This window comes from Curtobacterium sp. YC1 (assembly GCF_016267665.1).
GTDB lineage: Bacteria > Actinomycetota > Actinomycetes > Actinomycetales > Microbacteriaceae > Curtobacterium.
Map to the genome: position 1 here is coordinate 1846496 of NZ_CP066341.1, position 22379 is coordinate 1868874.

General features: G+C 72.4%; 17 protein-coding genes. 1 reads left to right on the plus strand and 16 read right to left on the minus strand.

The features are described from left to right. Positions 1-50: 50 nt before the first annotated feature. From rbfA to I8920_RS08765, 12 genes are all read right to left on the minus strand, one after another. On the minus strand, positions 51-530 hold the full coding sequence (gene rbfA, locus I8920_RS08710) for a 30S ribosome-binding factor RbfA (RefSeq protein WP_198655994.1): 480 nt from the start codon (positions 528-530) through the stop codon (positions 51-53). A gap of 137 nt (positions 531-667) precedes the next feature. Beyond that, the gene (gene infB / locus I8920_RS08715) at positions 668-3505 is read right to left on the minus strand and encodes a translation initiation factor IF-2 (protein WP_198655995.1); all 2838 of its coding nucleotides are present in this window, start codon (positions 3503-3505) and stop codon (positions 668-670) included. Between the two features lie 74 nt (positions 3506-3579). Then, positions 3580-3891 (minus strand): YlxR family protein, encoded by a 312-nt coding sequence (locus I8920_RS08720; RefSeq protein WP_198655996.1) that lies wholly within the window; start codon positions 3889-3891, stop codon positions 3580-3582. A gap of 67 nt (positions 3892-3958) precedes the next feature. Continuing rightward, positions 3959-4954, minus strand: coding sequence for a transcription termination factor NusA (gene nusA, locus I8920_RS08725; RefSeq protein ID WP_198655997.1), 996 nt, complete (start codon positions 4952-4954; stop codon positions 3959-3961). 143 nt (positions 4955-5097) lie between these two features. Beyond that, positions 5098-6852 carry a proline--tRNA ligase gene (locus I8920_RS08730; protein ID WP_198655998.1) on the minus strand — a complete coding sequence of 585 codons (1755 nt, stop codon included), beginning with the start codon at positions 6850-6852 and terminating at the stop codon, positions 5098-5100. 90 nt (positions 6853-6942) lie between these two features. Further along, positions 6943-8076: a flavodoxin-dependent (E)-4-hydroxy-3-methylbut-2-enyl-diphosphate synthase gene (gene ispG / locus I8920_RS08735; protein ID WP_198658692.1), complete on the minus strand. Its 1134-nt coding sequence runs from the start codon at positions 8074-8076 to the stop codon at positions 6943-6945. 77 nt (positions 8077-8153) lie between these two features. Beyond that, the gene (locus I8920_RS08740) at positions 8154-8708 is read right to left on the minus strand and encodes a cysteine hydrolase family protein (protein WP_198655999.1); all 555 of its coding nucleotides are present in this window, start codon (positions 8706-8708) and stop codon (positions 8154-8156) included. After that, positions 8705-10147: a purine-cytosine permease family protein gene (locus tag I8920_RS08745; RefSeq protein WP_198656000.1), complete on the minus strand. Its 1443-nt coding sequence runs from the start codon at positions 10145-10147 to the stop codon at positions 8705-8707. Before I8920_RS08745 ends, I8920_RS08740 begins: the two co-directional genes overlap by 4 nt. A 34-nt stretch (positions 10148-10181) precedes the next feature. Continuing rightward, positions 10182-11516, minus strand: a complete 1335-nt coding sequence (locus I8920_RS08750) for a M50 family metallopeptidase (protein WP_198656001.1) — start codon at positions 11514-11516, stop codon at positions 10182-10184. 188 nt (positions 11517-11704) lie between these two features. Continuing rightward, positions 11705-12826: a 1-deoxy-D-xylulose-5-phosphate reductoisomerase gene (gene dxr / locus I8920_RS08755; RefSeq protein ID WP_232832702.1), complete on the minus strand. Its 1122-nt coding sequence runs from the start codon at positions 12824-12826 to the stop codon at positions 11705-11707. Positions 12827-12828: 2 nt separating this feature from the next. After that, the gene (locus tag I8920_RS08760; protein WP_198656002.1) at positions 12829-13800 is read right to left on the minus strand and encodes an FKBP-type peptidyl-prolyl cis-trans isomerase; all 972 of its coding nucleotides are present in this window, start codon (positions 13798-13800) and stop codon (positions 12829-12831) included. A 6-nt stretch (positions 13801-13806) separates the two neighbouring features. Continuing rightward, positions 13807-14316, minus strand: coding sequence for an OsmC family protein (locus I8920_RS08765; RefSeq protein ID WP_198656003.1), 510 nt, complete (start codon positions 14314-14316; stop codon positions 13807-13809). Positions 14317-14371: 55 nt separating this feature from the next. On the opposite strand from I8920_RS08765, the gene I8920_RS08770 reads away from it, so the two are divergent. After that, complete coding sequence (locus I8920_RS08770) at positions 14372-15364, plus strand: asparaginase (RefSeq protein ID WP_198656004.1); 993 nt, start codon at positions 14372-14374, stop codon at positions 15362-15364. Positions 15365-15398: 34 nt separating this feature from the next. Here I8920_RS08770 and I8920_RS08775 read toward each other — a convergent pair whose 3' ends face one another. The 4 genes from I8920_RS08775 to I8920_RS08790 form a co-directional block, all read right to left on the minus strand. Next, entirely contained in the window at positions 15399-16157 is a 759-nt protein-coding gene (locus I8920_RS08775) for a hypothetical protein (RefSeq protein WP_198656005.1), read from the minus strand. Between the two features lie 114 nt (positions 16158-16271). Beyond that, positions 16272-18506 carry a zinc-ribbon domain-containing protein gene (locus tag I8920_RS16290; protein WP_442873554.1) on the minus strand — a complete coding sequence of 745 codons (2235 nt, stop codon included), beginning with the start codon at positions 18504-18506 and terminating at the stop codon, positions 16272-16274. Next, positions 18503-20974, minus strand: a complete 2472-nt coding sequence (locus tag I8920_RS08785; RefSeq protein WP_198656007.1) for a DUF3488 domain-containing protein — start codon at positions 20972-20974, stop codon at positions 18503-18505. The genes I8920_RS16290 and I8920_RS08785 overlap by 4 nt, the downstream gene beginning before the upstream one ends. After that, entirely contained in the window at positions 20971-22284 is a 1314-nt protein-coding gene (locus I8920_RS08790) for a DUF58 domain-containing protein (RefSeq protein ID WP_225558052.1), read from the minus strand. The genes I8920_RS08785 and I8920_RS08790 overlap by 4 nt, the downstream gene beginning before the upstream one ends. Positions 22285-22379 lie beyond the last annotated feature (95 nt).

A 22379-nucleotide genomic window follows, 5' to 3' on the forward strand; every position in this document is an offset into this window, starting at 1 on the left:
CAGCCGTGTCGTCGGTGCGGACGCGGGACGTGCCCGCGGTGTCGACGCGCTCAGGCGCGAGCGGTCCCCGCGGTGTCGTCGTCGGCGGTGTCGTCGTCCGTGTCCTCGTCGTCCTCGTCGCGCTTGTACGGGTCGGCGTCGCCGGCGTACGTGGCGCCGACCGAGGCCGCCCGGACCTGCTCGTCACGCATCTGGGCCTGCACGAGCAGGTCCTCCATGTGCGCCGAGGTCTCGGGCAGGGCGTCCGCGATGAACTCGAGCGACGGGGTCAAGCGGGCGGTGATGTTCTTGCCGACCTCCGACCGGAGCATGCCGGTCGCGGCCTTCAGGGCTGCGGCGGAGTCGGCGCGCTCCTCGTCGGTGCCGTACACGGTGTAGAAGATCGACGCGTGCTGCAGGTCGCCGGTGACACGGACGTCGGTGATCGTGACGAACCCGAGTCGCGGGTCCCGCAGGCCCTTGTCGAGTCGACGTGCGACGACTTCCTTGATGCGGTCCGCCATCTTGCGTGCGCGCTGCGGATCGGCCATGGGGTCCTCTTTCGGTGTGTGGAACGGGTCGGGCCTGTGGGACGGGGTCGTACCCGTGGAACGGGGTCGGGTCCGTGGAACGGGGTCGGGCCCCGACCCTGCCGTTCGGCAGGGTCGGGGCCCAGGGAGTCACACGATCAGTCGCGCGGCTTCTCGACGAGCTCGGTGGTCTCGATCTCGTCACCGATCTGGATGTCGTTGAACTTGCCCAGACCGATACCGGCCTCGAAGTCCGTGCGGACCTCGGTGACGTCGTCCTTGAAGCGACGGAGCGACTCGATCGCCAGTCCGTCGGCGAGCACGACACCCTCACGGATGACACGCGCCTTGGCGTTGCGCGTGATCGTGCCGGAGCGGACGATGACACCCGCGATGTTGCCGAACTTCGAGGAGCGGAACACCTCGCGGATCTCGGCGACACCCGACTGGACCTCTTCGTACTCGGGCTTGAGCATGCCCTTGAGGGACTGCTCGATGTCCTCGAGTGCGTTGTAGATGACCGAGTAGAAGCGCACGTCGATGCCTTCGCGCGCCGCGCGCTCGCGGGCCTTGACGTCCGGACGGACGTTGAAGCCGACCACGATGGCGTTGTCGATCGTGGCGAGGTCGATGTCCGACTCCGTGATCGCACCGACACCGCGGTGGAGGATGCGGAGCTGGACGCTGTCGTCGACCTCGATGTCCAGGAGCGACTGCTCGAGTGCCTCGACGGCACCGGAGACGTCACCCTTGATGATGAGGTTGAGCGAGTCGACCTTGCCCTCTTCGAGTGCACGGGTGAAGTCCTCGAGCGAGATGCGCTTGCGGGCCTTGGCCAGCTGGGCGTTGCGCTCGGCGGCTTCACGCTTCTCGGCGATCTGACGCGCGGTGCGGTCCTCTTCGGTGACCAGGAACGTGTCACCGGCGCGGGGCACCGAGGACAGACCCTGCACCTGGACCGGACGGCTCGGCGTCGCGGCCTTGACCGAGACACCGTTCTCGTCCGTCATCGCACGGACGCGGCCGTACGCCGTGCCCGCCACGATGGCGTCACCGACGTGCAGCGTGCCGGACTGGATGAGGACGGTCGCCACCGCACCGCGGCCCTTGTCGAGCCGCGCTTCGATCGCGACGCCTCGGGCGTCCTTGTCGGGGTTCGCACGGAGGTCGAGCCCGGCGTCCGCGGTGAGCAGCACGGCGTCCAGGAGGTCCTGGATGCCGACGTTCTGCCGTGCGGACACGTCGACGAACATGACGTCGCCGCCGTACTCCTCGGCCACCAGGTTGTACTCGGTGAGCTGCTGACGCACCTTCGCCGGGTTCGCACCCTCCTTGTCGATCTTGTTCACCGCGACCACGATCGGCACACCGGCCGACTGCGCGTGGTTCAGTGCCTCGATCGTCTGGGGCATGATGCCGTCGTCCGCCGCGACCACGAGGATCGCGATGTCCGTGACCTGGGCGCCACGGGCACGCATGGCCGTGAAGGCCTCGTGACCCGGGGTGTCGATGAAGGTGATCGGGCGCTCGATGCCCTCGTGCTCGGTGACGATCTGGTACGCACCGATGTGCTGCGTGATGCCACCGGCCTCGCCCTCGACGACCTTCGAGTTCCGGATCGCGTCGAGCAGTCGGGTCTTACCGTGGTCGACGTGACCCATGACGGTGACGACCGGGGGACGCTGCTGCAGGACGGAGTCGTCCTCGTCGGCGTACTCGGCGTCGATGTCGATGTCGAAGCCCTCGAGGAGCTCGCGGTCTTCGTCCTCCGGCGACACGATCTGGATCTTGTAGCCCAGCTCGTCACCGAGGACCTCGAACGTGGCCTCGTCCAGCGACTCGGTCGCGGTCGCCATCTCACCGAGGTGGAACAGCACCGTCACCAGGTTGCCGGGCATGGCGTCGATCTTGTCCGCGAAGTCCGAGATGCTCGCACCACGACGGAGTCGGACGACCGTGTTGCCGTCGCCACGCGGGACCTGCACACCACCGAGCGACGGCGCCTGCCGCATCTCGTACTCGGCGCGCTTCGTCCGCTTCGACTTGCGGGCACGGCTCTTGCCGCCACCGCGACCGAACGCACCGGCGGTCCCACCACCGGGGCCACGACCACGGCCGCCGCCACCGGCGGGACGCGGGCCGCTGAACGCCGGACGCGGGAAGCCGCCACCGGCACCGCCGCCGGCACCCGGACGGGCACCGGGGCCACCACGGCCGCCACCCTGGCCCGGGCGCTGCCCGAAGCCGTTGGGACGGTTGCCCTGACCGGGACCACCCGGACGCGGAGCACCCGGACGGGGCGTGCCCGGACGCGGGGGCTGCGGACGCGGGATGCCGCCACCACCGGCTGCGCCGGCGGCAGGGCGCTGTCCCATGCCCTGGTTGGACGAGTAGGGGTTGTTGCCGGGACGCGGCGGACGCGAGCCCATGCCCTGGTTCGACGAGTACGGGTTGTTGCCCGGACGCGCGCCGGGCTTGGGGCCGCCCGGCTTCGGGCCGGCCGCGGGGGGCTTCGGGCTGCTGCCCGGCTTCACCGCGTCGGACTTCGGTGCCGCGTCGGTGGACGCGGCGGTCTGCTGCTCGGCGGCCTGCTTCTCGGCGCGGGCCTTCTGCGCAGCCTCGGCCTCGGCCTGTCGCTGGGCGACCGACTTCGGCGCGGCCGGAGTCGGCACGTCGGCAGCGGGTGCTGCAGGGGCCTCGGGCTCCGGGGTCGGAGCCGGACGGGCCGGACCCGGGCGGGGGCCGCCGGGCTTGGGGGCACTCGACTTCGGCGCGCTGGCCTTGGCCGGTGCGCTCGGCGCGGACGCCGAGGCGGCGGGCTTCGCGGCGGGGGCGCCGTCTGCCTGCAGGGCGGCACGGAGCTTCCGTGCCACGGGGGGCTCGATGCTCGAGCTGGCACCCCGGACGAACTCGCCGAGCTCCTTGAGCTTCTCGAGTGCGGTCTTGCTGTCGACGCCGAGCTCGCTTGCGATCTCGTGTACGCGTGGTTTAGCCACTGTTCTCCTTCACGGGTCCCACCCCGTGAAGGGGCAGGACTCAATGGATGACGGGTCTCATTTCGAGCCGCTCATCAGTTGTCCATAAGCCGTTCAGCCTGTTCTGTCATGTCCTGGCGCTCGGTCGTGGCCTCTGGGAGACCGGCGATGTGGTCGAGCACCGCGGACGTGTCGGGATCGCGATCCAGCCGGAGTGCACGGCGGAAGGCCCTGCGCTTGACGGCCAGATCGTAGGCATCGACCGTCGGTGTGAGCCATGCTCCCCGGCCCGGCATGACTGCCTTCGGATCCGCCACGACGCGTCCGTCGCCCAGGGCGACGACTCGGAGGAGGGAGGATCGGGGTGCGCGACGACGACTGCCGATGCACGTTCTGACGGGGACCACTGTACTCCTTGCCTCGGACGTCCGCGATCCGGCGCGCCCTCACGGGGCACGCCGGAGGCGAAATCGCCTAGTCCTCGCCGTCCATGACGGAGTCGGGCTGGATGTCGATCCGCGCGCCGGTGAGCTTCGCGGCGAGGCGGGCGTTCTGCCCCTCCTTGCCGATCGCGAGCGACAGCTGGTAGTCCGGCACGAGTGCGCGGACGGCCTTCGTCGACGCGTCGAGCACGAAGGCGCTCGTCACCTTGGCGGGCGACAGCGCGCTCGCGACGAACGACGCGAGGTCGGACGACCAGTCGACGATGTCGATCTTCTCGGCGCCGAGCTCGTTCGTGACGGACCGGACACGCGCGCCGAGCTCGCCGATGCAGGCACCCTTCGCGTTCACACCGGGCTCGTTCGCCTTGACGGCGATCTTCGTGCGGTGCCCGGCCTCGCGGGCGAGCGAGGTGATCTCGACGACGCCCGACGCGATCTCGGGCACCTCGAGCGCGAACAGCTTGCGGACCAGGCCCGGGTGCGTGCGGGACACCGTGATCTGCGGGCCCTTGTTGCCGCGGGCGACGCTCGTCACGTAGACGCGGATGCGGGAACCGTGCGTGTACGACTCACCCGGCACCTGCTCCTCGGGGGGCAGGATCGCCTCGATCGTGCCGAGGTCGACGTGCACCATCTTCGGGTTCGGGCCCTGCTGGACCACACCCGCGACGATGTCGCCCTCCTTGCCGCGGAACTCGCCGAGGATCTTGTCGTCGCCGATGTCGCGCAGGCGCTGGTTGATGACCTGCTTCGCCGCGAAGGCCGCGATGCGCCCGAAGTCGCTCGGCTGGTCGACGGCTTCACCGATGACGGTGCCCTCGTCGTCGAGCTCGGGGACGTAGACGCTGACCTCGCCGGACTTGCGGTCGAGCTCGACGCGCGACTGCGGGTGGGCCGGCTCGCCGTTCTCGTCGGCGTGCTTCTGGTACGCGGTCAGGATGGCAGATTCGATGATCTGGACCAGTTCGTCGAACGGGATCTCCCGCTCGCGCTCCATGAGTCGCAGGACTGCGAGATCGATCTTCACCGAGGTGCCTCCGTATTCAGCTGAGTCGCTCCTGCGGATGGAACCGTCGCAGAAGTCGGCCACAAGCGTACCCCAGAACCACGAGACGGACGGGAGGCCCGTGGCGGCGTCGCCACGGGCCTCCCGTCCGTCGAAGATCGCGTCTAGATCGCGCGGACCGCGTCGAGCAGCTCGGCGACCGGGACGTCGCGGCGGTCGCCCGTCGCGCGGTCCCAGAGCTCGACGACGCCGTCGGCGGCACCACGGCCGGCGACGACGACGATCGGCATGCCGAGCAGTTCCGCGTCGCGGAGCTTCACGCCGGGCGAGACCTTCGGCCGGTCGTCGTAGACGACCTCGAAGCGCTCGCCCTCGAGCTGCGCGACGATGTCCGTCGCCAGGTCGTAGGCGACCGCGTCCTTGCCCGTGGCGACCACGTGCACGTCGAAGGGCGCGACGTTCTTCGGCCAGACCAGGCCCTTCTCGTCGTTGTGCGCCTCGGCCAGGATCGCCAGGATGCGCGTCACGCCGATGCCGTACGACCCCATCGTGACGGTCGCGAGCTTGCCGTTCTCGTCCTGCACCTTGAGCCCGAGCGCCTCGGCGTACTTGCGGCCGAGCTGGAAGACGTGCCCGATCTCCATGCCACGAGCGGTCTCGAGCGGGCCGGAGCCGTCGGGCGCCGGGTCACCGGCACGGACGTCGGAGACCTCGGCGACGCCGTCGGCGGTGAAGTCGCGGCCCATGACGAGGCCGGAGACGTGCACGCCGCGCTCGTTGGCGCCGGTGATCCAGCTCGTGCCGTGGACCACGCGGGGGTCGACGAAGTAGCGGATGCCCGAGGGGCTGTCGGCACCCAGGACCTGCGGGCCGATGTAGCCCTTCACGAAGACGCCGGGGTGCTTCTTGAAGTCGTCGTCGCCGGCGGCCTCGACCTCGGCCGGCGCGAACGCCACCTCGGCGCGCTTCAGGTCGACGTCGCGGTCACCCGGCAGCCCGACGACCACGACCTCGCGCGTGCCGTCGAGGTGGGTCAGGGCGAGGACGACGTTCTTCAACGTGTCCGCGGCCGTCCAGGGGGCACCCTCGCGCGGGGCGGCCTGGTTCGCGTGGGCGACGAGGGTGTCGATCGTCGGGGTGTCCGACGCCGGCAGGGTGCTCGGCTCGGGGAGCCCCTCGACCGGACGGGACTCGGGCACCGGGGTGACGTACGCCTCGACGTTGGCTGCGTAGCCGCCCGCACTGCGCACGAAGGTGTCCTCGCCGACGCCGATCGGGTGCAGGAACTCCTCGGACTTCGAGCCACCCATCGCGCCGGCGTCCGCCTTGACGATCACGTACTCCAGGCCCAGGCGCGCGAAGATCTGCTCGTAGGCGTCGCGCATGATCTGGTAGCTGCGCTCGAGTCCCTCGTCGGTGAGGTCGAACGAGTACGCGTCCTTCATCGTGAACTCGCGGCCGCGCAGCAGACCGGCGCGCGGGCGTGCCTCGTCGCGGTACTTGTCCTGGATCTGGAACAGCGTGACCGGCAGGTCCTTGTACGAGCCGTACAGGTCCTTCACCAGGAGCGCGAACATCTCCTCGTGCGTGGGGGCGAGCAGGTAGTCGGAGCCCTTGCGGTCCTGCAGGCGGAACATGCCGTCGCCGTACTCGGTCCAGCGGTTCGTCGCCTCGTACGGCTCGCGGGGCAGCAGCGCGGGCAGCAGGACCTCCTGCGCACCCGCGGCGACCATCTCCTCGCGGATGATGCCCTCGATCTTGGCGCGCACCCGCAGGCCGAGCGGCAGCCACGCGAAGATCCCCGGGGACTGGCGACGGACGTACCCGGCGCGGACGAGCAGCTTGTGGCTCGTCACCTCGGCGTCGGAGGGGTCGTCGCGGAGCGTACGGAGGAACAGATGCGAAAGCCGAGTGACCACGCGCCAAGCCTAGCGGCGGCGCGCGGGCGGCGCGGGTCGCGCCGTGCCCGCGGCTCCGTCGCCACCGTGACGACGGACGGGTGGTCGCGCCTAGGGCGTCGTGATGACCTGGACGGACCCGGTGGCGGCCGCCGGACCCATCTCGTCGGCGATGCGGTTCGCCTCGGCGATCAGGGTGGCGACGATCTCGCGCTCCGGGACGGTCGCGATGACCTCGCCCTTCACGAAGATCTGCCCCTTGCCGTTGCCCGAGGCGACGCCGAGGTCGGCCTCGCGCGCCTCGCCGGGGCCGTTGACGACGCAGCCCATGACGGCGACGCGCAGGGGCACGGTCATGCCCTCGAGCCCCTTGGTGACGTCGTTCGCCAGCTGGTAGACGTCGACCTGGGCGCGGCCGCAGCTCGGGCAGGAGACGATCTCGAGCTTGCGCTCGCGCAGGTTGAGCGACTGCAGGATCTGCAGGCCGACCTTGACCTCCTGCGCCGGCGGGGCGGAGAGCGACACGCGGATGGTGTCACCGATGCCCTCGGCCAGCAGGATGCCGAACGCCGTGGCGCTCTTGATCGTGCCCTGGAACTCCGGCCCGGCCTCGGTCACGCCGAGGTGCAGGGGCCAGTCCCCCGCCGCTGCGAGCTGGCGGTAGGCCTTGACCATGACGATCGGGTCGTTGTGCTTGACGGAGATCTTGAAGTCGTGGAAGTCGTGCTCCTCGAACAGGCTGGCCTCCCACACCGCCGACTCGACGAGTGCCTCGGGCGTGGCCTTGCCGTGCTTCTGCAGCAGGCTCGGCTCGAGCGAACCGGCGTTGACGCCGATGCGCAGGCTCACGCCGGCGTCCTTGGCGGCCTTCGCGATGGCGCCGACCTGGTCGTCGAACTTGCGGATGTTGCCGGGGTTCACACGGACGGCCGCGCACCCGGCGTCGATCGCCTGGAACACGTACTTCGGCTGGAAGTGGATGTCGGCGATCACCGGGATCTGCGACTTCTTGGCGATGATCGGCAGCGCGTCGGCGTCGTCCTGGCTGGGGACGGCGACGCGGACGATGTCGCAGCCCGAGGCGGTGAGCTCGGCGATCTGCTGCAGGGTCGCGTTGATGTTCGTCGTCGGCGTCGTGGTCATCGACTGCACCGACACCGGCGCGTCACCGCCGACGAGCACCTTGCCGACCCGGATCTGCCGCGACCGGCGACGGGGGGCGAGGGTTTCGGGCGACTTGGGCATACCGAGGTTCACTGCGGGCACGGGTGCACTCTACGCGCTCGGTCTGACCTCGCCGGGTCCGGTCGCCGCGGGTCCGTTCAGACGTCGCCGACGGAGTCGACGACGGTGATGAGCGGCGCGTAGAGCCGCATCACCGCGAGTGCCCGCTCGTGGTCCTCGTCGCTCGCGCCCGCGCACGCGTCGGCGACGACGGTCACGGTCGCGCCCGCGTCAGCCGCCGCGAGTGCGGTCGACAGCACGCAGCAGTCCGTGGACACGCCCGTCAGCACCAGGTGCGGGTGGTCCCCGACCACGGCCTGGAGGCCCGTCCCCCACTTGCCGAAGGTGGGCTCGGTCACGACGGGGTCGTCCCGGTCCGCGGCGGCGGACGCGAAGGGCTCGGTGAGGGCGTACAGGGGGTCGGCGTCCGGGACGAGCGCGAAGGGCCAGTCGCGGTAGTACGGCACCCACGCCCCCTGCGGCTCGGACGGTGCGACGAAGCGGGTGAACACCGTGCGGCCGGTGAACCGCGGCAGCAGCCGTTCGATGCCGGCGCCGGCGTGGTCGTAGCGCGGGGCTGCCCACGAGCTCTCCCCCGTGAAGACCTGCTGCATGTCGACGACGACGAGCCAGGCGTCCGCGGGCACCGTCATCGCAGGGACTCCTGGCGACGGACGGACCCCCGGGCGAGGACGAGCGTGCCGAGGAACCCGACGACCAGGGCCACGAGGACGCCGAGGTTGGCGTAAGCCCAGGGTCCCGCGCGGCCACCGAGCCCGAGCGGTCCGAGCAGGTAGCCCTGCCAGCTCAGCCAGGCCGGTGACGCCAGGGTCACCAGGCCCCAGCCGAGCGCCGTACCGACGGCGACCAGGGCGATCGCGCGCCACCGGACGTCGCCGTAGCGCCCGCGGCGGTCGTCGAGCTCGGCCTCGGCGTACGCCGTGCGGCGGAGCACGACGTCAGCCACGAAGACCCCGGCCCACGCCGCGATGGGCACGCCGAGCGTGATGAGGAACGCCTGGAACGGGATGATGAAGTTCTCGGCGAAGAACGCGATGTAGACGGCGCCGGCGACCATGAACAGCCCGTCGACCCCGGCGGCGACCGGACGCGGGATCCGCACGCCGACGCTCAGCAGGGCGAGCCCGGACGAGTAGATGTCCAGCACCGCGCCGCCGACGAGCCCGAGGATCGCGACGATCGCGAACGGCACCAGGAACCAGACCGGCAGGATCGAGGTGAGGGCGCCGATCGGGTCGCCCTGGATCGCGGCGTCGAGATCGGGCGACGAGCCGGCGAGCAGGACGCCGAAGACCACCAGGACCGCCGGGGCGAGCGCGCCGCCGAACGTCGTCCACCCGACGACCCCGCGGGTCGAGGTCGCGCGCGGCAGGTACCGCGAGTAGTCGGCCGCGGCGTTCACCCAGCCGAGGCCGAAACCGGTCATCACGAGCACCAGGGCGCCGATGACCTGCTGGGCACTGCCGGACGGCATCGCACCGACGACGGCGAGGTCGACGGACGGCGCCGCGAGCACGATGTAGACGACCGTCAGCACCGCCGTGATGACCGTGATCCACGTCTGCAGCCGCATGATGACGTCGAATCCCGCGACGCCCGCGCCGACGACGAGCGCCGCGACGACGATCAGCGCGACGACCTTCGTGAGCACCCCGCCGTCCCAGCCGAGCTCGGCGAACACCGTCGAGGTCGCCAGGACCGCCAGGGCCGCGAGCGAGGTCTCCCACCCGACGGTGAGCACCCAGCTCAGGAACGACGGCACCCGGTTCCCACGCACGCCGAAGGCCGCGCGGCTGAGCACCATCGTGGGGGCCGAGCCGCGTTTGCCCGCGATCGCGACGATGCCGCACAGCAGGAACGAGAAGGCGACACCGACGACGGAGACGACGGTCGCTTGCCAGAACGAGATGCCGAACCCGATGACGAAGGACCCGTAGGCGATGCCGAGGACGGAGATGTTGGCCGCGAACCACGGCCAGAACAGGCCACGCGGGGTGCCTTTCCGGTCCGACTCGGCGATGACGTCGAGGCCCTGCCGTTCGACGGCGCGGACTTCCGGAGCTGTGCTCATGGAGTGAGCGTAGTGCTCCGGCGGAGTCGCCCGGCTACCCGAACAGGTCCACCGGGCGCACGAGGTCGGCGTAGATGAGCAGGGCGCTCATGCCGGCCAGGAGCACCACGACGACCATCGTGAGCGGCATGGTCTTCGCCAGGTCGATGGGCCCCGGGTCGGCCTTGCCCACGAGCCGGAAGGCACGGCGCTTGATCGCCTCCCACAGAGCACCCGCGATGTGCCCGCCGTCGAGGGGCAGGAGCGGCACCATGTTGAGCACGAACAGGCCGATGTTGAGCGAGGCGAGGAGCCCGAGGATCGTGTAGGCCTTGTCGACCACGGGCACGCCGCTCATCGACGAGACCTCGCCGATGGCCCGACCGACGCCGACCACCGAGACGGGGCTGTCCTGCGACCGCTCCTGGGCGCCGAACGCCGCGTTCCACACGGCCACCAGCCGCTGCGGCAGGTCGATGATGAGGTGCGCCGACGCGGCGATCTGGGCGCCGGTCGCGGGCAGGACCTCGGCCGGCGACTGCCGCACCAGGGACTGCCCGATGCTCACCCCGACCACGCCGACCTGCTGCGTCTTCGTGGTGCCGTCGTCGCCCTCGACCGCCTTGCCCTCGGCGTCGGTGACGTCGCGGGTGGCCGTCGCCGGGGTGATCTCGAGCGTCTTCTCGGCCCCGTCGCGCTCCACCACGACCGTGACCTGCTCGCCAGCCGACCGCTGGAAGACCTGCGAGACCCGCGCGATCGTCGGGTCCTGCTCGCCGTTCACCGACAGCACGACGTCGCCGGACCGGATGCCGGCCTGCTTCGCCGGGGACTCCTCGTCGCCCGGGGCGCACTCGGTGGCCTGGCTGGTCGGCAGCACGCAGTCGACGCTCGACGTGAAGGTCGTGGTCGGGGCACCGAACCCGCACAGCAGCACGCCGAACAGCACGATGCCGATCACCAGGTTCATGGCCGGACCGGCGACCATCACGATGATCCGCTTCCACGGGGTGAGCCGGTAGAAGGCGCGCGAGTCGTCGCCGCCCGAGTCCGCGATCTGCTCGGCGCTGGCCTGTCGGGCGTCCTGCACGAACGCCCCGTACATGCCGGTGTTCGTGATGGCGTTGGCACGACCGGAGGCACGCGGCTTGAGCATGCCGACCATCGAGATGTAGCCGCCGAGCAGGATCGGTCGGATGCCGTACTCGGTCTCACCCCGGCGGAACGACCAGATCGCCTTGCCGAAGCCCAGCGAGTACTGCGTCACCTTGACGTTGAAGAGCTTCGCGAAGGACAGGTGCCCCAGCTCGTGGAGTCCGATCGAGACCAGCAGGCCGATGATGAAGACGACCACGCCGAGGACGAAGAGCAGGACGGATTCGACGGTCACCGGGAAAGGGTACGGGACCGATCCCATGACGGAGCCGAGCGCCGTCTGGGAGGTGATCCGGGCCTCTCCCCACCGGCACGGCCGTCCCGCCGCTGACGCGTCGCGCCGGAACCGGCGGTGTGGGCCCAGGCCTGTGCGTCACGGACGCGCTCCACCGCCGCCGATGCGAACGGGAGGCGCGACTCGCGTCAGCGGGTCAGCGCGCGGTCCGCCGCGGCGCGGGCCCACTGCTCCGCCGCCAGCACGCCGTCGAGGGACGACTCCCCCGCGGTGTGCTCGTCGACGATGCGCTCGACGGTGTCGACGATGTCGAGGAAGCCGATCGCCCCGGCGTGGAACGCGGCGACGGCCTGCTCGTTCGCGGCGTTGAAGACGGCCGGGAACGTGCCGCCGAGCTCGCCGACGCGCTTGGCGAGGGCGACGGCACCGAACGCGTCGGCGTCGAGCGGCTCGAAGGTCCAGGTGCTGGCGGTCGTCCAGTCCAACGCGACGCCGACGCCGGGGACGCGGTCCGGCCAGGCCAGGCCGAGCGCGATCGGCAGCCGCATGTCGGGCGGCGACGCCTGCGCGATGGTGGAGCCGTCGACGAACTCGACCATCGAGTGCACGATCGACTGCGCGTGCACGGTGACGTCGATGCGGTCGTAGGGGACGCCGAACAGCAGGTGCGCCTCGATGACCTCGAGTCCCTTGTTCACCAGGGTCGCGGAGTTCGTCGTGACGACGAGCCCCATGTCCCAGGTCGGGTGCGCCAGTGCCTGTGCCGGGGTGACGTCGGTCAGCTGCTCGCGGGTGCGCCCGCGGAAGGGGCCGCCGCTCGCGGTGAGCACGAGCCGCCGGACCTCGGTGTCCGCACCCGACCGCAGGGCCTGCGCGATCGCCGAGTGCTCGCTGTCCACCGGCACGATCTGGCCGGGCGCGGCCGCCTGCTGCACGAGCGGGCCGCCGACGATCAGGCTCTCCTTGTTCGCGAGGGCCAGCGTCGCACCGCTCTCGAGTGCGGCGAGGGTCGGGCCGAGACCGACGGAACCGGTGATCCCGTTCAGCACGACGTCGGCCTCGACGCTCCGGACCAGGCGTTCCGCGTCCTGCGCGCCGAACGCCGTGTGGCGGACACCGAAGCGCTCGGCCTGCTCGGCGACGAGGTCCCGGTTGCTGCCGGCAGTGAGGCCGACGACCTCGAAGCGGTCGGGGTTGCGGGCGACGACGTCGAGTGCCTGCGTGCCGATCGACCCGGTGCTGCCGAGGACGACGATGCGTCGTCGGCCCGGGCCGGTGCTGCCGAGCACGTCGTCAGCGCCCCCGGTCACGGTCAGCCCTTGGCGAGGACGTCGACGACGAAGACGAGCGTGGCGTTCTTCGGGATGCCCGAGCCCTCCTGGGGGTTCGCGCCGTAGGCGTCCTCCGGGGTCGCGACGATCAGCACCTGCGAGCCGACCTTCTGGCCGACGAGCCCGGTGACGAAGCCCTTGATGAGCGCGCTCTCCGAGATCGTGAAGGTCGTCGGCACGCCCTTCGACCACGAGGAGTCGAACTCCTTGCCGGTGTCGTAGACGACTCCCTTGTACTGCACGAGGGCGGTGTCGCCGTCGGCGATCGTGGCACCGTCGCCCTGCTTGAGCACCTCGACCGTGGTCTTGGTGGGCGCCTTGACGCCGTCGGGGATGGTGATCTCCGGCTCGCCGGACTTCTTGTCCTCGACCGTGGGCAGGCCCGGGTCCTGGTCCTGCGGGGTGCCGTTCGCCTTGGTCGGGGTCTGCGCGACGACGTCCGCCACGACCACGATCTCGCCGCCGGTGTTGAACCCGAGCGCCGAGGACTGTCCGACCACGGCGAACCGGTCGCCGACCTTCGAGCAGGCCAGGAGCGCACCGAAGCCGGAGCCTCCGACCGAGAGCACCTGCGGGTTGCCCTCGTCGAAGCCGACGGTGCCGAGCTTCTTCGCGTCCGACGCCTCGTAGACGCTGTACGACACCTGCGCGTAGTCGCCGTCGTCCAGCGCCGCGCCCGTGCCCTTCACGAGCCGGGTCGCCTCCGGGGTCTTCGCGGACAGGCCCTTGTCGAACGAGACCTTCGGGGCGGCACCGCTGCCGAACGCGCCCTTCGCCGTGATGGCGTCGGAGGAGTCGCCCGGGTCGGGGCACGACGTGATCGCCGAGGCGGTGGCCTTGGCGGACGGGGTCGGCGACGCCGAGGACCCGTCCGAGCCGGGGCCGGAGCAGGCGGCGAGTCCCAGCACGACGGCGGGGACGATGGCGATCGGGAGCAGGCGGAGACGCTTCACGAGAACCTAGTGTGCCCCACCATCCGACGAGTTCCCTGCCGATGACGCAGCACGGACGACGACGCGCGGTTCGTGGTGCACCGGGAAGGCGACCGAGCGGGCGATGAAGCAGAGCTCGTTGGCGGTCGCGTGGGCGGCCTCGGCGTCGGCGACGCGGTCCGCCTCGAGGATCGTGACGACCGGGTGCAACGTGGCTCCGGTCAGCTCCCCCGACCCGTCGCGGTTCAGGGTGAGGGACGCGGTGGCGGTGTCGTGGTAGTCGACGACCGTGAACCCCCGGGTGACCGCCACGTGCAGGTAGCTGAGCATGTGGCACTGGGCCAGCGCGGCGAGGACCATCTCCTCGGGGTTCCACCGGTCGCGGTCGCCACGGAAGGTCGGGTCGGCGGAACCGGGGACGTCGGGCTTGCCGACCGCGGACACGACGTGCTCGCGGCCGTAGTCGCGGTACCCGGAGGTCCCGGTTCCCCGGTCTCCGGTCCAGCTGACGGCGACTTCGTAGGAGTGGTCGTGCACGGGTGGTCCTTCCTCGGTGCCGTCGGGCGTCGTGCGGCTTGGCTAGCATGGCGGCATGACGGTGAGCCCCGACATCCGCACTGATCGCCATCCTCTCACCGCCGACGGGTCCGTCGAACTGGCGGTCCTCGAACGCTCCGGGTTCGACGAGAGCCGACACATCGGCGCCGGGGTGGTGGTGGCACCCGACGGCACCGTCCTCGACGCCGTGGGCGACGTCACCGCGAGCATCTACCCGCGATCCACGATGAAGCCCTTCCAGGCCCTGGCGGTCCGTCGCGCCGGCGCGCTGTTCTCGGACGAGGAGCTCGTGCTCACCACGGCGAGCCACGCCGGCACCGCGGCGCACCAGGCCCTCGCCCTGCACATGCTCGAGTCGTTCGACCACGTCGAGGCGGACCTCGGCTGCCCGCCGGACATGCCGTTCGACCGCGGCACCGGGCGCACCATGGACGGTCCGCGGCGCCTGGCGATGAACTGCTCGGGCAAGCACGCCGGGATGCTCGCCGCCTGCCGGGTGAACGGCTGGGACGAGGCCACCTACCTGGACATCGACCACCCGATGCAGCAGCGCGTCCGCTCCGTCGTCGAGGAGTACACGCACGAACACGTCGACCTGGTCGGCACCGACGGCTGCGGCGCCCCCGTGTTCCCGCTCACCCTGAGCGGACTCGCCCGCGGGTTCGCGGGCGTCGTCGCGCGGGCCGACGACGACTCGGCGGCGCTGACCGACGCGGTCCTGGCGCACCCGTGGGCGATCGACGGCGTCGGACGTGCGAACACCGTCACGATCGAGCGCCTGCAGGTGCTGGCGAAGCTCGGCGCCGAGGGCGTCATGGTGATGGGGCTGCCGGGCGGCGCCGCGGTCGCCGTCAAGGTGCTCGACGGTTCGCAGCGCGCCGGCACCCTGGCGGCGCTCGCCCTGCTCGAACGCAACGGCCTGGTGGCGGCGGACGGTGTCGCCGCGGTGCTCGCCGCGACCGGCGAGCAGGTGCTCGGCGGCGGCGTGCCGGTCGGCGAGGTCCGTCGGGGCGCCGGCCTGCGCTGACCTCGCTGCTCCTGCGCGGCTGGCGCTCTCCGGCTCATGCCGTCGGCGTACCCGAGGCATCGGGGTCCCGCTGCAGCACCGGGAGTGCCGGGGACACGGTCGTCGCGTGCTGGTCGCCCGGCCGGCGGACCGAGCAGCCGTAGCGCGTGACCTCGACGGTGACGTCCCACCGCCGCGGTAGGGCGCCGAGGCCCGGGACGAGCACGACCGTGCCGCGAGGGCGGCCGTCGTCCTGCACCCGGACCGCTGCCGCGGTGTCCGGCGGCAGTGGTCGCATCGGTCCCTCCACACCGCGGAGCAGACCCGGCGCCGCGGCCGTCCGGAGCTCGGCGGCTCCGGCGGCTCCGGCGTCACCGACGGCTCCGACGTCACCGGCGGCTCCAACGTCTCCGGCGGCGAGCCGGAGTTGCTCGAGGATCCCGCGGAACACCGCCGCCGCCAGTGCGCCCTTGCCGACGACCACGACGTGTGACCGCTCGGTGACTTCGACCGCGGTGCCGTCGGGGCGGCGGCCGAGCACGAGGACCGGTGCGCCGTCCTCGTGAGCCCGCTGCTCGTCCGTAGCGAGGGCCGCAGCGGGCGGAGTGAGCACGGGTGGAGTGGCCACGGGCGGCGTCGGTCCGGTCACCGCTTCGCCCACCGACCGGTGCAGCAGCACGTCGACCAGGGCGCAGCAGGCCGCCGCCACGAACAGGACCCAGCGCTGGCCGCCGGACAGCGGCGCCAGGAGTCCCGTCAGCGCGAGCGCGCACGCCGCCCCGACCACGAGACAGCGGGCGCGGAACGGGGACACGATGCCATCGCACCACCCCGAGCGCGTCGACACGGCGCGTGATCGTCATCTGTGGAGAAGTCGACGCTGTGGCGCGTGACCGTCAGCTGTGGAGCAGTGACGGCCCGCCTGTGGTCACTGCACCAGGAAGAACTGCTCCCCGATGTCGACCCGGGCGCCGCGCTCGACGCGGTAGCGACGACCCGGCTCGCACCGACGGATCGACCCGTCGACGTGCCGGACCACCGTGCCGTTGCCGGAGAACCGGTCCGAGACCCAGAGGTCCTCGCCGTCGCGACCGAGCTCGAGGTGGGTCTTCGACACCGACTTGCCCGGGTCGTGCACGGTCAGCAGGGCGTCGAACCGCTCACCGGGCTGGGGACGCGGAAGCCGACCGAGCAGGCCCGTCCCGTGCACGCCGAACCGCTCGCCCGTGCTGAAGTGCAGCACGAAGGGGGCGTGCGTCGGGGTCTTCGCCACGATGCGGGTCTCGTCGATGTCCTCGTCGAGTTCGTCGGAGCCGGCCACCGGCGCGGGACGGTCGTCGGGTGCAGCGCGGTCGTCGAGTGCGGGACGATCCTGCGGCGGGAGCGAGAGCGCCGGGTTCGTCGCGCCGGGGATCGGCGGCAGCGGGGCGGCGGTGGGCGCGGGAGTGGCCGTCGCGGCCGGCGCGGAGGTCGGCGCGTTCGCGGAACCGGGAACCGGTGGGATCGGCGAGCCGGCGAACGGGGACCAGCGGCTCGGAGCCTCTGACTCGGACAGGGGTGCCGCGTGTGCACCGCGCGGACGGTCGGTCTGGGCAGCGTCGTCCGGCGAACCGATCGGCCACCGCTCGTCGGCGTCCTGCTGCGCGGAGGGATCGGTGCCGTCCGTCGTGGGCGCGGAGGAGGACTCGGTGCTCGTGCCGTCGCGGTCGTCCTGCGCGTCCGGGGTCGCGGTCCGAGCCCGGCGGCCCGTGCTGGTCGGAGCCTGCGACCAGGACGAGGCGACCGAGCCGGTCGTCCCCTCCACGTCGGTCGGCAGGTCTGCCGCTCGCAGGTCGTGCGCGTCGGTCCGGCCGTCGGTGCCGGCTGCGCCGTCCGCATCGGTCGAGCCGGATGCGTCCGTGGTGCCGGCCGTACCGGCCGATCCCGCCGCACCCTCGGTGCCGTCCGATGCCGCGGTGCTGTCGGAGGCCGTGGCGTCGTCGGGCGCTCCGGGACCGTCTAGGGCTTCGGCGTCGTCGGACGCCGCGACGTCGACGGAGTCGTTCGCCGCCCAGTCGGGCCGCAGCATGGGCAGGGGCACGACCGGTCCCGTGAAGGCCGCGGTCACGGCGGGTCGGACCGCACCGCACTCGCCGCAGAAGATGTCGTCGGGCTCGAGCTGGTTGCCGCAGACGTGGCAGATCGTCGTCGCGTGCATGCCCGGAGTCACGAGGGGGGACGGCCGCTGCGGGCGACGGTCGACCAACGGCTCGACGACGGCGGTGTCACCCGGTTGCGGCGGCGAGACCACGGGCGGGTGCTCGACGGCAGGGCCATCCGGGTCGGACCCGACCGCGTCGTGCGCGTCGTGGGCCTCGTCCGCCTGCTGACCGCCGTCGATCCCCTGCTGGGCGTCTGGCTCGTCACCTCTGCCGGACGGGCCGGAGGTGTCGGACGCGCCGTCGTCGTCCGGCGCGGCCGGCATCGGCGGCACGACCGGGTCGGCCGGGGCCTGAGCCGGGGCGGTGCTGCGTCCCACCCACCAGGACGGACCGGCCGGTGCCGTCGGGGGCGCTGTCGCTGCGGGCGGTGCCCAGACCGGCGCGGCCGGCTCGGCGTGGGTCGGCTCGGTGTACGTCGGCTCGGAGCTGGTCTGGTCGTCGGGCTGGGATGCGTCGCCCGCACCCGTCGCCGGGGCCGACGGCGCGCCGTTGCCCGGGGCCAGCCGGGTGCGTTCGGGGTCGTCCTCTGCCGGGGCGCCGTCGGCCTCGGACGGGTAGGCGTTGGGGTCGAGGGGCGGCTCCTGCTCGCCGCGCGCCGGGGACCAGGCTGCATCGGTCAGGCCAGATCCGGCTCCGTGCACGTGCGACGGGGCCTCCCTCGGGGCGAAGGCGTCGGGTCGCTCCACCGGCACGGTCGGCGAACCGGTTCCGCGGCGGTCGGCGCCGGTCAGCCACGCGCGGGTCGCCGGGTCGAGCGTCGACTCGGGCAACCAGGCGTCGGCGGCGGGGTCGGATCGGCGCCCGTGGGAGTCCGGCTGCTGCAGGGGCGGCGGCGGCGCCTGGTCGACGGGGGTCGGCGCGGCCGGGCGACGGCTGGCCGCCGCGGTGACCGCGCGACCGCACTCACCGCAGAAGATCGCTCCGTCCGGGAGCATCGATCCGCAGTGTTCGCATCTGATCACGGGGTGCCTCTGTCCTCACTCGGCCGTCCACGACGCTCGTCCGGCCTCGGACCACTGTAGTCGCCGCGCCCCGACGGACCCTGGCCGCGTCCGCCCCGGACCCGCCCCGGCCGTCGCAGTGATCGGAGCGACACCGCCGAGCGGAACCGCTCCCGTCGGTTCCGACCCGTGTGCAGGGTGCCGATCGCGTCCTCGGTGGCCGACCACATGCGATCGGCCGTGGTCGCGTCGGGATCGTTCGGTCCGAAGACGGCACGGTCGGCGAGGGCAGCGAGGCCGGTACCGCCGGCACCCGGAGCGCCGGCGACGGCCTCACGCCGGGTGGCCGCGCCGGACACCTCGTGGCCCCGGTCGAGCAGGGCGTCGCGGTACTCGTCCCAGGCGCCGACGATGCGACCCCGCGGCGTCGGGGCGTTCCGCCGCCTCCGCCGTCGGACGCGCTTGGCCGCGACGATCAGGGCGAAGGGCAGCAGGACGATCGCCAGGACGCCGAGCACGCCGAGCGCCCAGGGCAGGACGGCGAGCAGGATCTGCAACCACAGCGGCTGCACCGGCGGCGTGTTGCGGTCGCTCTCCGGCGGCGCCTGCTGGTCCTGGTCCTGGCGGTCGACGGGCGGCGGCGGCACGACGGTCTCCGGCCGGGTCACCGGCTGCGGGGTCTGCTGCTGCTCGTTCGGGATCTCGCGCACGGTGGGGTTCGGGTTGAGCAGCACCCACCCCCACTGGGCGGTGTCGACCTCGATGCGCGCCGTGACGTCCGATCCCCGGAAGGTCGTCGTGCCGCCCTTCTCCGTCGATGCACCGCGCGCGGCAGCACCACCGGCGTCGCCACCGGGCGTGAACCCCATGACGACCCGCGCCGGGAAGCCGAGTTCGTCGGCCATCAGTGCCGCCGCCGCCGCGTACTGCTCCTGGTCACCGATCATCAGCGGCGCGGTCAGCAGCTCCTGGATCCGGTCGGCGCCGTGCCCGGACCGGCTCGTCCGGTCGTCGCCGACACCGTGGCTGACGTAGCCGTTGCGCTTGAGCGCCTGCAGTGCCGCCAGCAGCTTCGCGCCGGGCGTCGTCGCACTCGCCGTCGTCGACTCCACCGTGTCGCGCACCGCGTCGGGCACGTCGCGCGCGGTCGGCACCGCGGCGTCGCCGGGTCGGGCGGACGCGAGCTGCCGTTCGGTCGGCTGGTCGGGCAGCACGGCCGTCAGCTCGTACGAGGTGCCCTCGTCGACGCCGCCGATCACCGCCCCCGTGCTCGTCGAGTCGTTGTAGAAGAACGCGCCGCGGGTCTCGTCCGCACCGGCCCCCGTGAAGTCGACCCGTTCCAGGTCGCCGACGGTCGGCAGCCAGACGCCGCGGTAGCCCTCGACGGTGACACCGACGTCGACCGTCGTGCCCCGGACACCGCGGACGTCGACCGCGGTCGGCACACGCTCGAAGGTGCCGGACGCCGTCCCACCGTCGGAGCCGCCCACCCGGTAGACGACCCCGTCGTACGTGTCGAGGGTGGCGATTCGGACGAACCCGTCCTCGGGCAGACCCGACACCCGCAACTGCGGCGCGTCCGCGGTGTCCTGCTCCTCGTAGGACCGGAACCCGCTCAGCGGGCTGACGTGGTCGCGCGGGTCGAAGGGCTTGACGACGTCGGTGCGGGCGACGGTGCGCTCGGCCGACGGCGGCGCGACGAGGCCGAGTCCGGTCGCGACGACCGCCGCGGCGACGATGGTCCCGGTGCCGACGAGCGCGGGGCGCACGATCGACCGCGCGACCGGCACGCGGGACCCGATGGTCGTCGCCACCGCCACGGCCCGCCGCACGTGCCGGACGGTCAACGCCCACACCAGCGCGATCGCGACCAGCACCACGGCCGTCACGATCGACGTGTCGAGTCGACTCGGTCCGACCACGATGCCGACGGCGAACAGCACCAGCGCCGGGATGCTCGCGAGCTCCTGCCTGGAGGCGCGGGTCGCCACGCTCACGGCCGTCACCGTGGCCACGAGGAGCGTCACGAAGTACGGCACGAGCAACGCCTCGTACGACCCCACCGGCAGGCTGATGGTCACCAGCTGCTTCCACCCGAGCGCAACGCCGGCGAACAGGTCGACGAGGCCACGCCCGGTGGGCAGCAGACCGTTCGCCTGGCTCGGCACCGCCGCCGGGACGCCGCTGACCGTGAAGGCCGCGACCGTCGCGATCGCCACCACGGCGGTCGGCAAGCGCAGCACCGCACCGAGCAGCGCGACGACCGTCCCGAGCACGATCGCGGTCGCCGCTGCCGTGACCATCGCGCCGTCGCGGTGGATCGGCCACCACGAGGTGCTCGCCACCGCCAGCAGCAGCCACACCACGAGCGTGCCGCCGGCCAGCCGGAACGGGACGAGCCGTCGTGCGTCGCGGCGGTCGGAGCGCCGGGTCGAGCGTCGCGCGCGGTCGACGGGCGGGGAGGGCGCGGCGACCGGTGCCTCGCTCACGCTGCCGCCGCCGACCGGTGCAGGGCGTGCCGGAGGTCGTCCAGGTAGCCGATGGTCATGACGGTCAGACCCGCGACGCGCAGGAACCGGGGCTGGGCCTCGGGCTCGCAGATCACCGCGACGACCTCGACCCCGACCGGGAACCGCGTCGCCGCGAGTCGGAGTGCCGGCAGGCCCACGGTCGACCCGACGACCAGGAAGGCCACCGAGATCCCCTCGGTCTCGGTCCCGACGATCCGCGCGACCTCTGCGATCGGCAGGCAGGCGTCCGCCAACCCCACCGAGGCGAAGTCGTCGAGCAGCCGCGTGGGCGTGACCGTCGGCAGGGTGCGGACGGCGTAGACCGCGCGCTTGGCGAACTCCGGCGTCCGCTGCGACACCACGACCGACACCTCGCGGCCGTCGCGGATCGCCCGGGCACCCAGCGAGGCAGCCGCGCTCACCGCGAGCTCGAACTCCTCGTCGTCGCCGAACTCGCCGCGCGCGATGCCGAGGGCGATCACCAGGTGCGACCGACGGGTGTCCTCGAACTGGCGCACCATGAGCGCGCCGGACTTGGCGGTCGACTTCCAGTGGACGGTGCGCGGGTCGTCGCCGGGCATGTACTCGCGGATCGCGTGGAAGGCGATGTCCGACGGGGACAGGTCCGTCGTCGCCTGGCCCTCGAGGTCGCGCACCAGGCCGGTGCTCGTCGACGGGATCGCGATGGTGCGGGGGTGCACGATGACCTGCTCGCGCGCGGTCCACACGACCTCGCGGCGCACGAGTCCGACCGGGTCGGCGCGCACACCGGTCACCGGTCCGACGTCGAGGACGCCCCGGCGCAGGGTCGGCACGGGGACCTCACGCTCGAAGGAACCGTTCGGTCCGATCACCGGGATCGCGACGTCGACGAGTCCGGAACCGACCGGGACCTCGACGGTCGTCGGCACGGACGGCAGACGGGTGGGGTTCTCGGCGGTGACCACGACACCGGCGTCGTCACCGACGGCCACGCGGTGCTGTGGCAGGCGCATCCGGATCGCCAGGCGCGACCGGCCGATCAGCGCGACGGCCGCGACGACGGCGAGCACCGCGCCGGCGAAGCCGACGACCACGACCTCGCGCAGCCCGAACCGGTACCCGGCGACGAAGGCGACGAGCGTGAGCGCGGCGACCGTCCACCCGAGCCCGGTGACGACGGACGAGACCTCGCCCCAGGCACGCTTGACGAGCCTCCAGGCCGTCGCCCAGACACGGACGATCCCGATGACCGCGTCGGCCGCGACCCCGTCGCGGTCACCGACGATGCGGGTGCGGACGTTGGTCATGCCGGCGACCGTCCCCGTGCGCTCGTACGCCGTCGTGCCACGACGCGACCGCGTCGAGGACGGACGGCGGGAACGCGTCGAGACGGGCCGGCGGT

What these genes read in the sequence shown, in the direction of transcription:
- I8920_RS08740 (WP_198655999.1), bottom strand. Translation starts at nt 8,708, where the DNA reads ATGACGGTGCCCGCGGACGCCTGGCTCGTCGTCGTCGACATGCAGCAG.
- rbfA (WP_198655994.1), bottom strand. Translation starts at nt 530, where the DNA reads ATGGCCGATCCGCAGCGCGCACGCAAGATGGCGGACCGCATCAAGGAA.
- I8920_RS08745 (WP_198656000.1), bottom strand. Translation starts at nt 10,147, where the DNA reads ATGAGCACAGCTCCGGAAGTCCGCGCCGTCGAACGGCAGGGCCTCGAC.
- I8920_RS08790 (WP_225558052.1), bottom strand. Translation starts at nt 22,284, where the DNA reads ATGACCAACGTCCGCACCCGCATCGTCGGTGACCGCGACGGGGTCGCG.
- I8920_RS08770 (WP_198656004.1), top strand. Translation starts at nt 14,372, where the DNA reads ATGACGGTGAGCCCCGACATCCGCACTGATCGCCATCCTCTCACCGCC.
- ispG (WP_198658692.1), bottom strand. Translation starts at nt 8,076, where the DNA reads ATGCCCAAGTCGCCCGAAACCCTCGCCCCCCGTCGCCGGTCGCGGCAG.